At 72.1% G+C, this 12,611-nt stretch carries 15 protein-coding genes; 11 read left to right on the top strand and 4 right to left on the bottom strand.

The annotated features are described in order from the left end of the window. Positions 1-5: 5 nt before the first annotated feature. Both BXA10_RS16020 and BXA10_RS16025 read right to left on the bottom strand, forming a co-directional pair. Entirely contained in the window at positions 6-887 is an 882-nt protein-coding gene (locus BXA10_RS16020) for an NAD(+) diphosphatase (RefSeq protein WP_076471165.1), read from the bottom strand. Then, positions 884-1,576 carry a hypothetical protein gene (locus BXA10_RS16025; RefSeq protein ID WP_076471166.1) on the bottom strand — a complete coding sequence of 231 codons (693 nt, stop codon included), beginning with the start codon at positions 1,574-1,576 and terminating at the stop codon, positions 884-886. The genes BXA10_RS16020 and BXA10_RS16025 overlap by 4 nt, the downstream gene beginning before the upstream one ends. Before the next feature lie 226 nt (positions 1,577-1,802). Here BXA10_RS16025 and eno point away from each other — a divergent pair, with 226 nt between their 5' ends. Genes eno through BXA10_RS16045 form a run of 4 tightly spaced genes read left to right on the top strand, consistent with a single transcriptional unit; the run spans position 1,803 to position 4,852 of the window. Further along, positions 1,803-3,086 carry a phosphopyruvate hydratase gene (eno, locus tag BXA10_RS16030; protein WP_076471167.1) on the top strand — a complete coding sequence of 428 codons (1,284 nt, stop codon included), beginning with the start codon at positions 1,803-1,805 and terminating at the stop codon, positions 3,084-3,086. A gap of 31 nt (positions 3,087-3,117) precedes the next feature. After that, on the top strand, positions 3,118-3,747 hold the full coding sequence (locus BXA10_RS16035; protein WP_076471277.1) for an FtsB family cell division protein: 630 nt from the start codon (positions 3,118-3,120) through the stop codon (positions 3,745-3,747). A 32-nt stretch (positions 3,748-3,779) separates the two neighbouring features. Beyond that, positions 3,780-4,337 (top strand): DUF501 domain-containing protein, encoded by a 558-nt coding sequence (locus BXA10_RS16040; RefSeq protein ID WP_076471279.1) that lies wholly within the window; start codon positions 3,780-3,782, stop codon positions 4,335-4,337. Then, positions 4,334-4,852, top strand: coding sequence for an amino-acid N-acetyltransferase (locus BXA10_RS16045; protein WP_175649221.1), 519 nt, complete (start codon positions 4,334-4,336; stop codon positions 4,850-4,852). Before BXA10_RS16040 ends, BXA10_RS16045 begins: the two co-directional genes overlap by 4 nt. Before the next feature lie 18 nt (positions 4,853-4,870). Here BXA10_RS16045 and BXA10_RS16050 read toward each other — a convergent pair whose 3' ends face one another. Continuing rightward, the gene (locus tag BXA10_RS16050; RefSeq protein WP_175649222.1) at positions 4,871-5,755 is read right to left on the bottom strand and encodes a CE1 family esterase; all 885 of its coding nucleotides are present in this window, start codon (positions 5,753-5,755) and stop codon (positions 4,871-4,873) included. A gap of 95 nt (positions 5,756-5,850) precedes the next feature. Here BXA10_RS16050 and BXA10_RS16055 point away from each other — a divergent pair, with 95 nt between their 5' ends. Both BXA10_RS16055 and BXA10_RS16060 read left to right on the top strand, forming a co-directional pair. Then, complete coding sequence (locus BXA10_RS16055; RefSeq protein WP_076471168.1) at positions 5,851-6,837, top strand: ArsR/SmtB family transcription factor; 987 nt, start codon at positions 5,851-5,853, stop codon at positions 6,835-6,837. A 50-nt stretch (positions 6,838-6,887) separates the two neighbouring features. Continuing rightward, positions 6,888-7,829 (top strand): Ppx/GppA phosphatase family protein, encoded by a 942-nt coding sequence (locus tag BXA10_RS16060; protein WP_076471169.1) that lies wholly within the window; start codon positions 6,888-6,890, stop codon positions 7,827-7,829. Positions 7,830-7,871: 42 nt separating this feature from the next. On the opposite strand, the gene BXA10_RS16065 is transcribed toward BXA10_RS16060, so the two are convergent. Continuing rightward, the gene (locus tag BXA10_RS16065; protein WP_076471170.1) at positions 7,872-8,720 is read right to left on the bottom strand and encodes an oxidoreductase; all 849 of its coding nucleotides are present in this window, start codon (positions 8,718-8,720) and stop codon (positions 7,872-7,874) included. A 217-nt stretch (positions 8,721-8,937) separates the two neighbouring features. Here BXA10_RS16065 and BXA10_RS16070 point away from each other — a divergent pair, with 217 nt between their 5' ends. From BXA10_RS16070 to BXA10_RS16090, 5 genes are all read left to right on the top strand, one after another. Beyond that, positions 8,938-9,270 (top strand): PadR family transcriptional regulator, encoded by a 333-nt coding sequence (locus BXA10_RS16070; RefSeq protein ID WP_076471171.1) that lies wholly within the window; start codon positions 8,938-8,940, stop codon positions 9,268-9,270. Next, a complete protein-coding gene (locus BXA10_RS16075) occupies positions 9,267-10,286 on the top strand; it encodes an HAAS signaling domain-containing protein (protein ID WP_076471172.1) in 1,020 nt (339 codons plus the stop codon). The genes BXA10_RS16070 and BXA10_RS16075 overlap by 4 nt, the downstream gene beginning before the upstream one ends. A 180-nt stretch (positions 10,287-10,466) precedes the next feature. Continuing rightward, a complete protein-coding gene (locus BXA10_RS16080) occupies positions 10,467-10,988 on the top strand; it encodes an LppU/SCO3897 family protein (RefSeq protein WP_076471173.1) in 522 nt (173 codons plus the stop codon). Between the two features lie 206 nt (positions 10,989-11,194). Beyond that, complete coding sequence (locus tag BXA10_RS16085; protein WP_076471174.1) at positions 11,195-11,878, top strand: dienelactone hydrolase family protein; 684 nt, start codon at positions 11,195-11,197, stop codon at positions 11,876-11,878. 19 nt (positions 11,879-11,897) lie between these two features. Beyond that, on the top strand, positions 11,898-12,611 hold the full coding sequence (locus BXA10_RS16090) for a uracil-DNA glycosylase (protein ID WP_076471175.1): 714 nt from the start codon (positions 11,898-11,900) through the stop codon (positions 12,609-12,611).

The following is a 12,611-nucleotide window of genomic DNA, read 5'->3' on the forward strand; positions in this document are numbered from 1 at the left end:
GACGTTTACTGCGGCGGTGCGGCGCCTAACGCCGTACCTGCCCGGGCCGAGTCGATGAGCCAGCGGGAGAGCGAGTACGCAGGCGGCAGCTCGGCCGGCAACGCGTCCAGCGGGAACCAGCGGGCCGCCACGAGTTCGCGGCCGTCCACCACCGGCTCGGCGGTGGGGTCGGCCGCGGTGGCGGTGAAGCCGGTGAGCAGCACGCCGGGGCCGGACATCGCCCACGGCTGGCTACCGAAGTAGGCCGGCTCGGTCAGGGCCAGCCCGACCTCCTCACCGACCTCGCGGTGCACTGCCGCTTCCAGCGTTTCGCCCGCCTCGACGAACCCGGCGACCAGCGCCCACAGCTCGGTCGGCCCGTACGAGTGCCGCACCAGCAGGAGTTCGTCGGGCTGACCGGCCGGGCCGGGGCGGGTGACGGCGACCAGCACCGCGGGGGAGAGCTGCATCGGCACATACAGGCCGCAGTCGGGGCAACGACGGGACGACTCGCCCGGCACGTCGGCGAGCTCGGCACGGCAGGCGCCGCACCAGCGGTGGCTGTGCCGCCAGGTGATCACCTGTACGGCCCGCCCGGCCAGCGCGGCGAGCGGCGCGGGCAGCTCGGCGGCGAGAGCCGGCCAGCTGGTCCAGCGACCGTTTTCCCCGTTCCAGGCGTCGGTGGCCGGCGGCTCTGCGCCCTCCGGAGGTGCGGTGCCCCAGGCCGGAACGCCGTCCAGCGTGCCGAGTGGCACCCAACCTGAGTGGTCGGGCAGGTCGGCGACCCGGGGGAAGTGGTCGTCGGCCCCGAGCAGCAGCTTCCGTCCGGCCACCACCAGTGCGAGGTGCTGCGGCTCCGGCGGCCCGGACGCCCCGGCGCCGGGCAGGAAGACCGGCTCGTCGGTCAAGATTTCGTCGTTCGCCGGTCGATGACGCCGGCGCCGGGAGGCAGTTCGAACGCCGAGCTGTCGATCGTCTCCGAGTACCGGCTCAACGTCACCTCCATCGGCTTGCCGTCGACCTGACCAGTGAAGCTGCCGAGTACGCCGTCCGTGGTCACGCAGGCGGTGAAGTCGTCGTCGGCCCGGTCGACGTCCACGCAGGTGGCGTGGTACCCGGCCACCGTGGTGTCGTCCTGCTCGATGATCGCCTCGGGGTCGAGCGCGGCCTCGGTCAACATCCCCACCACGACCGGCGGGGTGAGCAGGCCGCGCCGTTTCGCCTCGGCGAAGACGGCCACCGAGGGCTTGCCTCCGGTGGCCGGGGGCGCGGCCAGCGTGCACAGCGCACGGCCGCCGGTCATCTCGCACTGGGTGGTCGCCTCGTCGGTGACGGTGAGCTTGCCGCCCGGATAGCTGTACGCGGAGCGGGCCGGATCCTGCGCCTGGGCGATCGAGGCGCTCTGCCCGCCGGGTAGCTGGTAGTCGGCCGAGTACGTCAGTTCGAGCGCCCGGTCCAGCCGGACGGCGAGGTCGTTGACCAGATCGGCTCGCCCGACCACCCGTCCGGCATCGTCCAGGGTCTGGCAGCCGGTTACCGTGAGCGACGCGATGACCGACACGGCGAGCATCCGAAGTTTGGTCGAGGCGGCGGGCATGTGACCCAGCCTTATAGATCGGGTCCACGCTATGCAAACCCGTTGCCGGTTGAGGCCGGAGAATCCGGGAATGTCCGGTCACGGTGCTGCGATGGTCGGGTTTCGAAGCGGCCCGCGTACGCCCGGACGGCCCGCGTGCAACGGTCGCCCGCTACGCTGCGTTCAACACCTGCCTCAGCCGCACCGTCGCGGCCGCACCCGAACCACACATACGAGGAGCGACTCAGTGGCAACCATCGAGGGAATCGTCGCCCGGGAGATTCTCGACTCGCGGGGTAACCCGACCGTCGAGGTCGAGGTCGGTCTGGACGACGGCACGGTGGCCCGCGCCGCGGTGCCCTCCGGCGCCTCCACCGGCGCCTTCGAGGCGCTCGAGCTGCGCGACGGTGACGCCGACCGGTACCTGGGCAAGGGCGTCGAGAAGGCCGTCTCGAACATCGAGGACCGCATCGTCGACCAGATCATCGGCTACGAGGCCAGCGAGCAGCGCCTCATCGACCAGAAGATGCTCGACATCGACGGCACCGACACCAAGTCGGAACTGGGCGCCAACGCGATCCTCGGGGTCTCCCTGGCCGTGGCGAAGGCGGCCGCCGGTAGCGCCGAGCTGAGCCTGTTCCGCTACCTGGGTGGCCCGAACGCGCACCTCCTGCCGGTGCCGATGATGAACATCCTCAACGGTGGCGCGCACGCCGACTCCAACGTCGACATCCAGGAGTTCATGATCGCGCCGATCGGCGCGCCCACCTTCCGCGAGGCGCTCCGCTCCGGAGCGGAGGTCTACCACGCGCTGAAGTCGGTGCTGAAGAAGCAGGGCCTGTCGACCGGTCTCGGCGACGAGGGTGGCTTCGCACCGAACCTGCCGACCAACGCGGCGGCGCTGGACCTGATCGCCGAGGCGGTCGAGAAGGCCGGCTACCGGCTCGGCACCGACATCGTGTTCGCGCTCGACGTGGCGGCGACCGAGTTCTTCGACAACGGCACCTACACCTTCGAGGGTTCCGCGAAGTCCGCCGAGGACATGAGCACCTACTACACGAAGCTGGCCGACGAGTACCCGATCGTGTCGATCGAGGACCCGCTGGCGGAGGACGACTGGAGCGGCTGGCAGACGCTGACCGCCTCGATCGGCGACCGGGTGCAGATCGTCGGCGACGACCTGTTCGTCACCAACCCGCAGCGGATCGCGCGCGGTATCGCGGAGAAGGCGGCGAACGCGGTGCTGGTCAAGGTGAACCAGATCGGTTCGCTCACCGAGACCCTCGACGCGGTGGACCTGGCCCACCGGGCCGGCTTCAAGTGCATGATGAGCCACCGTTCCGGCGAGACCGAGGACACCACCATCGCCGACCTCGCCGTGGCCACCGGCTGCGGCCAGATCAAGACCGGCGCGCCGGCCCGTTCGGACCGCGTCGCCAAGTACAACCAGCTGCTCCGGATCGAGGAGGAGCTGGGCGACGCGGCGCGGTACGCCGGCGCGGGCGCATTCCCGCGCTACCGTTCCGCCTGAGACGCGCGAGGCCTCGGGGAGGGGTGTGACGATGCAGCAGCGCCGCACACCGGGTGGTCAGCGTCCCGCCCGCCGGCCCGGCCAGTCCGGCCGGCCGGGCGGGGCCCGCGCCCGGGGGTCGCTCCGGGAGGTCGGCGTCCGCGCCGAGCCGAGAGCCGCCGGTCGCGCTCCGGGCGTCGCCCGCGGCGCCGAGGGCGTACGCTCCGCGAGCCGGCCCGCCGCCGCCCGGCGCACCGGTGCCGGCGGTCCGGTCAAACGGCTCTCCGCACCCCGTCCCCGACGCCTCACCGGGCGGGCCACCGTGCTGTTCGCGGTGTTGATCGCGCTCGCCCTGGCGTACACCTACCCGGTCCGGGTCTACCTGGACCAGCAGGCCGACATCGAGCGGATGGAGGCTTCGCAGGCGGCCCAGGAGAAGCTGATCGCCGACCTCTCCGAGAAGGCCGCCAAGTGGCAGGACCCGGCCTTCATCGAGGCCGAGGCGCGGGACCGGTTCTTCATGGGCCGGCCGGGGGAGAAGCTGGTGATCGTGCTCAACGACCCGGAGGGGGCGGCCCGGGACGCGGGTAAGGCCGGGCCGGGTGCCCCGGCCACACCCGACCCCTGGTACGACACGCTCTGGTCGAGCGTGCGGGCGGCGAACGAGCAGCCCGCCAAGTGAGCACCGGCCGCACCGAACGAGAGATGGGGATCGTGACTGTCGTACCACCGCAGCAGCCGGCGGCGGATTCCGTACCCCCGCCGCAGCGGGAACCAGCCACCGAGGCCGACCTGGCGGCGGTGGCCGCCCAGCTCGGACGCCCACCCCGCGGCACGCGGGCGGTGGCACACCGCTGCCCGTGCGGGCTGCCCGACGTGGTGGAGACGACGCCCAGGCTGGCCGACGGCACCCCGTTCCCGACGCTCTTCTACCTCACCTGCCCGCGGGCGACCGCGGCGTGCAGCCGGCTGGAGTCGGCCGGGCTGATGAAGGAGATGGCCGATCGGCTGGCGGCCGACCCGGAGCTGGCGGCCCGGTACCGGGCCGCGCACGAGGACTATCTGGCCCGGCGTGAGGCGATCGGCCACGTGCCGGAGATCGACGGCATCTCCGCCGGTGGGATGCCGGGGCGGGTGAAGTGCCTGCACGTGCACCTGGGCCACGCGCTCGGCGCGGGGCCCGGGGTGAACCCGTTCGGCGACGAGACGCTGGCGTTGATCGAGCCCTGGTGGACGGCCGGACCCTGCGTGGACGTGCCGGCGGCGGAGTGAGCGCGGTGACCGACGACATCGTGGTGCGGCGGGCCCGTACCGGGGACGTACGGGGGATCCGCCGGCTGGTGGACACCTACACCGACGACCGTCGGCTGCTCAGCAAGGCCACCGTCACCCTCTACGAGGATGTGCAGGAGTTCCGCGTCGCCGTACGGGCCGACGACGCGACGGTGGTCGGCTGCGGCGCACTTCACGTGATGTGGGAGGACCTCGCCGAGATCCGTACCGTGGCGGTCGACCCGGCGTACCGGGGGTTGAAGCTCGGGCATCGGATCGTCGGCGAGCTGATCGACTCGGCCCGCGAGCTGGGCGTCGCCCGGATCTTCGTGCTCACCTTCGAGACCCGCTTCTTCGGCTCGTTCGGCTTCACCGAGATCGATGGCGCCCCGGTGCCACAGCCGGTCTACGAGCAGCTGCTGCGCTCGTACGACGAGGGCGTCGCGGAGTTCCTCGACCTGGAGCGGGTCAAGCCGAACACCCTCGGCAACACCCGTATGCTGCTGCGGCTCTGACCGCTGGGCGCGCCCCGCTCAGGAGCGGCGCGGGTGGGCGGAGAAGAACTCCCAGATCAGGTCGGTCGCCTTCACTCCGGCGTCGGCGTCGGCGAGCTGCCCGGCGGTCGCCCCGGGCCACGAGTGGCCCATCTCCGGCAGCGTGTAGACGGTGACGTCGCTGCCGTCGGTGCAGCGGGCGTCCGTGCGGGTGACTCCCGGCGCTCCAGTGGGCGCGGCCGGCGCCGGCTTGCATCCGAGCCGCCGCTGCCAGGTCTGCACGCCGCTGCGGAACGCGTCGAAGTACCGGTCCTGACCGCCGATGAAGGTGATCACCGAGACGGGTTGCTTCGGCACGTAGTCGTCCTGCTGCGCCGAGGGGCCGATGTAGCCGCCGCTGACCACGCCGATGGCGGCGAAGACGCCCGCGGCCTCCACCGCGGCGCGGAAGCTCATGTCGCCCCCGTTCGAGATCCCGGTCAGGTAGACCCGGTCGGGGTCGGCGCCCCAGTTCTTCACCAGCTGCTCGGTGAGGGCGGTCAGGTAGCCGACGTCGTCGGCGGTACCGCAGCAGGTCAGCGCGTTGAAGCCACCGGAGAGCCCGTCCGGGTACGCGACCAGGACGTTCTCCCGGTCGGCGATGACGTCCAGGCCGATCATCTCCTGCATCGAGCTGCCCTTGCCCGGGTAGTAGTGCAGCGCGACGACCACTGCGCTCGGCTTCGCCCGGTCGTACGTCGGCGGGGCGTGCAGCAGGTACGTGCGCTCCTTCCCTCCGTGCGTGAGGGTCAGCCGGTGGTCCCCGGGCGCCGGTTCCGCTGTCTGGTCAGCGGGTGGCGACTCCGGCGTGGCGGTGCCCCCGTCACACGCGGCACCGGCCAACACGAGGCCCGCCGCCACCGCCACCGCCAACACCCGTCGCATGCCTGCCCCTTCCGCCGCGATCGGCAAACCCTCGGTCACCGGCCGTCACCTGGTCAACCCTTTCGGTCCTGGCCGAAGGCGGGCAGGCTTCAGGCATGCTTCGCCTACGGCTCCGCCCGGCGGACCTCGGCCGGATCCGCTTCGCCGACCGCCTGCACCCGGTAGGGACGGCGTTGCTGGCCAGTCAGGCGCTTCGCGGGCCGACGGTCGCCGCGTACGCCCCCGCCCTGGCGGACCGGGCCGCCGAGGCCACCGGTGGTGAAGTCCGGGCCGCCACCGCCGCGCTGCGGCACCTGCTGCCCGCCCGTGGCCGGCTGCCGGACTTCCTGACCCCGTTCGACGGCCTCGAATCGCTGGAGGCCGGCCTCGACGCGATCCGATCCGCGCCGGTACGGCGGATACGGGCGGACGTCGCCGCCGCGTACGCCCACCTGCCGGCCACCCCGCTGCGGCGACGCTTCGCGGCGGCCGATCCGGAGGTGTTCGATCTGCTCGCGCAGGCGATCCGCACCTGGTTCGACACGGTGCTCGCGCCGCACTGGGCGTACCTGACGTTCGCCCACCGGCACCAGGTGGACACGGCGGCGCAGCGGTTCGCGTCCACCGGGCTGGACGGTCTGCTCGGCGGGCTGCACCCACTGATCCGCTGGCGGGCACCGGTGCTCGACATCGACACCTGGTGGAGCGGTGACCTGACCGGTACCGGGTACGGCCTCATCCTGGTGCCGTCCCCGCTGGCCGGCACACGGCCACGGGTGCTGGTGGAGCCGGACCGCCCGGTCCTGCTGGTCTATCCGGTCGCCATCGGTTCACCGGTGACCGTCGCGCCGCAGGTGGATCCCCTCGTCCGGCTGCTCGGCCGTACCCGGGCCGCTGTGCTGCGCGGACTCGCCGAGCCGGGCGAACACACCACCACTGCCCTCGCCCGCGCGACCGGGATCAGTCTGGCGTCGGCCTCGGAGCACGCCACCGCCCTGCGGGCCGCTGGTCTGCTCACCACGGTCCGGGTGGGCGGAACGGTGCGGCACCGGCTGACGTCGTTGGGCACGCACCTGCTGGGCGCGGCGGCGCAGGGGCGGTGACCACGGCTCGGACCTGATCGCTGTCGTAGGGTTGCGGCGTGACAACGCGCGTGGCCGCCATCGACTGCGGAACCAACTCGATCCGGCTCCTGGTGGCCGACCTGCCCGACCCGGCCGCCGGGCCGGACAGCCCGCTCACCGACCTCAGCCGGCGGATGGAGATCGTGCGGCTCGGCCAGGACGTGGACCGCACCGGACGCCTGGCGCCCGAGGCGATCGAGCGGACCCGGATCGCGTTGGTCGAGTACGCGGCCGAGATCGAGAAGCTCGGGGCCGAACGGGTGCGGATGTGCGCCACTTCGGCGAGCCGGGACGCCGAGAACGCCGACGAGTTCCGCGCCATGGTGGAGCGGACCCTCGGTGTCCTTCCGGAGGTGGTCAGCGGCGACGAGGAGGCACGCCTCTCCTTCACCGGCGCGGTACGCGGGCTGCCCGCCGACGCGAAGGCGCCGTTCCTGGTGGTGGACATCGGCGGTGGCTCCACGGAGTTCGTGGTCGGCACGCGCGAGGGCGGGGTGCAGGCGGCGGTGTCGATGGACATCGGCTGTGTCCGGATGACCGAGCGGCACCTGCACGGCGATCCGCCGAGCGTGGACGAGATCGCCGCCGCGCAGGCCGACATCGCGGTCGCCGTCGAGCGGGCGCTGGAGGTCGTGCCCGGCCGCGAGGCGGCCACCCTGGTCGGGCTCGCCGGTTCGGTCACCACCGTGGTCGCGATCGCGCAGGGCCTCCAGGCGTACGACCCGGCCCGTATCCACCATGCCCGGGTGTCGTACGAGCAGGTCGCCGAGGTGACCGCCGACCTGCTCGGCAAGACGCGGGAGCAGCGGCTGGCGATCCCGGTGATGCACCCGGGCCGGGCCGACGTGATCGGGGCCGGCGCGCTGGTGCTCAAGGTGATCATGGAGCGGGCCGGGATGCCGTCGGTGGTCGCGTCCGAGCACGACATCCTCGACGGCATCGCCTGGAGCCTCGCACCGAGCGCCGGCTGACCCGCCGCCGGCCACGGCGTCGCGCTCGGGCCCCCGCCCGTCTCAGGTGGGGAAGCCGGTCGAGCGGCTGATCTCGGCCCACTCCTCGGCTTCCGCGTTGCGCTCCGCTCCACTGCGCAGTGCGGCCTCGACGGCGTCGGCGCCGAGCAGCAGCCGTCGCGGCGGTGCGTCGTGGCCGACGATGTCGACGATCACCGCCGCCGCGCGGGCCGGATCGCCGGGTTGCGCCCCGTCGGTCTCCCGCCGCAGTCGGTGCATCCTGCCGACGGAGTCCTGGTAGTCCGCGCCGACGTCGTGCAGCTGCATTGAGGCGCCCTGCCAGTCGGTGCGGAACGCCCCCGGCTCCACGATGATCACCTTGATCCCGAACGGCGCGGTCTCGTTCGCCAGCACTTCCGAGAAGCCCTCGACGCCGAACTTCGCGGCCTGGTAGGCCCCCAGGCCGGGACTGCCGCCGACCCGGCCGCCAACCGATGAGACCTGCACGAAGGTGCCGCTGCGTTGTTGACGGAGAACCGGCAGCGCCGCCCGCGTCACGTTGACCACGCCGAACAGGTTCGTCTCGATCTGCGCCCGGAAGTCCTCCTCCGGCATCTCCTCGATCGGTGCGCTGTTGGCGTAACCGGCGTTGTTCACCACCACGTCGAGCCGGCCGAACTGTTCGATCGCGAAGTCGACCGCACGCCGGGCGGCCTCGGGGTTGGTGACGTCCAGCGCGAACGGCCGAACCTGCTCGCCGTAGGTCTCGACCAGGCCGTCCAGCTGGGCCGGGGTGCGCGCCGTGGCCACCAGGTGGTCGCCGCTCTCCAACACGGCCCGAGCCAGGTGCAGACCGAGACCTCGGGAGGCTCCCGTCACCAACCAGGTCCGCCGGTTGTCGCGTGCGTCCATCGTCATCTCCTCATTGACCGGGGTTCCCCCGCACTATGCGGAGGGATGCCTCCGATTATATGGAGGCATCCCTCCGGTTGCGGGTGTGAGCGGTGCGGATCACAGGTCGGGAGCGGTCTTCCCAGTTATTCCGGTTTCGTGCCTGCGCGCCGGCGCTGCGGCTCGCCCACTAGTCTTTCGTTGACGGTACTACGTATAGCGGAGTAGTGTCCGGGGCGTGGACACCACGCAGTTGTTGAAGGGCGTGCTGGATCTCGCCGTGCTCGCCGTGCTCCGCGACGAGGACGGCTACGGCTACGACATCCTCCGCCGGCTCCGGGAGGCCGGCCTGGAGGAGGTGGGCGACGCGTCGGTCTACGGCACCCTGCGCCGGCTCTTCGCGGCCGGCCTGCTGACCACGTACGTCGTGCCGAGCGAATCCGGCCCGCACCGCAAGTACTACTCGCTGAACGCGGCCGGGCGGGACCAGTTGGCTCGCTCCGGCAAGCTGTGGCGATCGTTCGCCACCACGATGGACGCACTGCTCGACGAACGGGGGGCGGCGGCATGACCGTCACGGAGCAGGAGATCGCGGAGTACGTCGGCCGGGTCCGGGCCGCGCTGGCCGACCTGCCGGCGGCGGTACGCGAGGAGTTGACCGAAGACCTGCCCGAGCACCTGGCCGAGGTGGCCGCGGAGGCCGACGGCTCGTTGCTCGACCGGCTCGGCGCACCCGAGGCGTACGCCGCCGAGCTGCGGGCCGCCGCCGGTGCTCCCGTGCGGAAGGGGTGGAACCTGGACCAGCGGGTGGCCGCCGTCGCGCGCCGCATCGGGGGTGGACTCCACACCGTCGACGCCCGGCTCGGCCCGCCGCTGGGATACGCGAGCGCCACCGACTTCCTGCGGCTCCTCCGGCCCGCCTGGTGGGTCCTGCGGGCCTACCTGGCCGCCATGCTGGTGACCGTGGTGAGCACCGGCGGTTCGCTCGGACTCCTGCCGCGGTTCGGTGGCGAACTGCTCGCCGGCCTCGTGATGCTCGTCGGGTTCCTGCTCGCATCGATCTGGCTGGGCCGCCGCTCCGCGCGGTTGCGTGGTTGGCGCCGCTGGGCCCTGCACGCCAGCAGCCTCGTCCTCGTCGTCTTCGGGCTGGCCGGGCTGGCCGACGCCGAGGAGCGGGCGGGCTACTACCCCTACGACCCGATCGCGGTCAACAACCCGTACGAACAGATCCGGGACGTCTTCGTCTACGACAGCGAGGGGCGCCTGGTGCAGAACGCCCGGCTCTTCGACCAGAACGGCAACCCGATCCGGCTCGGCTACCCGGACTGTCTCGACGAGCAGGACCCGTACAACGCCAACCCGCTGCTGCGTCCGTACCCGTACTGCCCGGCGCAGGCGCCTTTCGCGCCACGGGCGCCGGTCGGACCCTCGGTGGCGCCGGTCCTTCCGCCGCTGTCCGGCCCGTCCGGGAGCGCGACCCCGGAGCCGACGACCACCCCGGAGCCGACCATCACCCCGGAGCCGACCGTCGGTACCGATCCGGGTGCGACGGCGACCGCGACGCCCACCCCGGGCGCCACCCGTTGAGCGCCGCCGGACTCCTGGTCGCCGTCTGCCCGGTGACCAGGAGTTCCGGCGTCTGCCGCAAGCTGTGAGCTTGCTGTAAAAGCTGAGAAATAGCTGAACGGATGAGGTTCGAGGGGCGACGGACGACGCCCATGATCGCTAGCGTGTCGTCTGCTCATTTACCCCCCGGAAGGAACCCCCGTGTCAGAGCAGGTCGCACCGCCCCCCTCGGCCAACCCTGAGCAGCCTCACCCTGCGCAGCAGGCCCAGTGGGCCGAGCAGGCGCCACCCCCGGCAGGGCAGGTGCCGCCCCCGGCCGAGCCGGAGGCGAAGAAGTCCGGCGGCAAGAAGGCGCTCGGCATCATCGGCGCGATCGTCGTGTTCGTGGTCATCGCGGGACTCAAGTTCGGCGTCGCCACCGCGATCAGGAACGTCTTCGACAAGGACGCGACGGCCGAGGCGAAGGTCGGCGACTGCATCGCCGAGCTGCCCGAGGTCCTCGGCACCGAGGAGGAGGAGGTCGACGACGCCAAGATCGTCGACTGCACCTCGACGGAGGCCGCGTACAACGTGGTCGGTCGGGTGGACGGGCAGACCGAGGCGCAGGCGCAGGCCGGCACCGCGTGCGAGCCGTTCTTCAAGGAGGGTCAGGACGGCTACCTCTTCTACAGCATCGAGCCGGGGAAGAAGGGCTACCTGCTCTGCCTGACCGAGAAGGCCTGATCGCACCTACCTGCCGGGATCACCCGACGCAGGCCCCCGACGGCGGCGCGAGTGTTCGCGCCGCCGTCGGCGTGTCCCGGATCCGACGACAGGGGAACAGGAGGTGAATACCACTGTTCCGGCGTCTTCCCGGGGCGGTCGCGGCATGGCAGGCTACCGGCACTGGGCGACCAGCCAACGATGACTGACCGCTAGGAGGACGTCCGATGGGCGAAATGGTGAGGTACCGCAGCCAGGGCGCAGGCGAGGGTTATCTCGCGATACCCTCCGGCGGTGCGGCCAGCCCCGCGGTCATCGTCATCCAGGACTGGTGGGGCCTCGTGCCTCACGTGCGGGCCGTCGTGGACCGGTTCGCCGAGGCCGGATTCGTCGCCCTCGCTCCGGATTTCCGGCACGGGGAGCCGGCCAGCAAGCCGAGTGAGCCGAGGCAGATGCTGAACAGCGTGCAGATGGACGAGGCGGCGGCGGACATCGCAACCGCGGCCGACTACCTCGCCGGTCGCATCGAGGTCGCCGGCAAGGTCGGCTGCGCCGGCTTCTGCGCCGGAGCCAGCCTTGCGCTGTGGGCGGCCACCCGATCGGAGCGGATCGTCGCGACGGCGGCCTTCTACCCGCGGCTCCCCTGGGAGGGGATGCGCACCGAGTGGGCCGACTACGCCGGTAAGGCAGCGATCATCCACTGCTCCGAAGCGGACGGCACTTCCGCGGACGAGGGCGTGCAGACCGCACGCCGGGCCATCGAGACCGCCGGCGGCACCTGCCAGACGTACGACTACCCGGGCACCGCGCACGCGTTCTTCAACGAGGACCGGCCGGAGAACTACGACCAGCGTGCCGCCGCGACCGCCTGGGCCCGCACCCTCGAACTCTTCCGGGCCAAGCTTGGTTGAGCCCCGTACCCGCGAGGAGGTGGTCGACCGCGCGGCGCGGGCGACCGACCTCGCTGATCTCGACGCGGCCGTCAGTGACTGCTTCGCCTGTTCACGCCTGGTCGACTGGCGCGAGGAGGTGGCCCGCACCCGTCGCGCGGCGTTCCGCGACCAACGGTACTGGGGCCGCCCCGTGCCCGGGTTCGGCGCATCCGACGCCCGGATCGCGATCCTCGGCCTCGCCCCCGCCGCGCACGGCGGCAACCGGACCGGTCGGATCTTCACCGGCGACCGCTCCGGAGACGTCCTCTTCGCGGCGCTGCACCGGGCGGGGCTGGCGAACCAGGCGACCAGCGTCGCCATCGACGACGGGCTCACCCTGCGCGACACCCGGATCTTCTCGGCGGTGCGCTGCGCACCACCGGACAACAAGCCGACGCCGCAGGAGCGGGACAACTGCGCGCCCTGGCTGCATCGCGAGGTGACACTGATCCGCCCCACGCTGCGTGTCGTGGTCGCGCTGGGTGCGTTCGCCTGGGCCGCGTGGTGGCCGACGCTGCGCCAGGTGTACGGCCTCCGTCCGCCCAGCCCGCGACCGGCCTTCACGCATGGGGCACACTGGTCCGGCACGGCCGTACCGGATCTGCTCGGCTGCTACCACGTCAGCCAGCAGAACACCTTCACGGGACGGCTGACACCAGGAATGCTGGACGATGTGTTCGCCCGGGCGAAGCAGCTGGCCGGAGTGGACTGA

This window comes from Micromonospora avicenniae (assembly GCF_900156065.1).
GTDB classification, from domain to species: Bacteria; Actinomycetota; Actinomycetes; order Mycobacteriales; family Micromonosporaceae; genus Micromonospora; species Micromonospora avicenniae.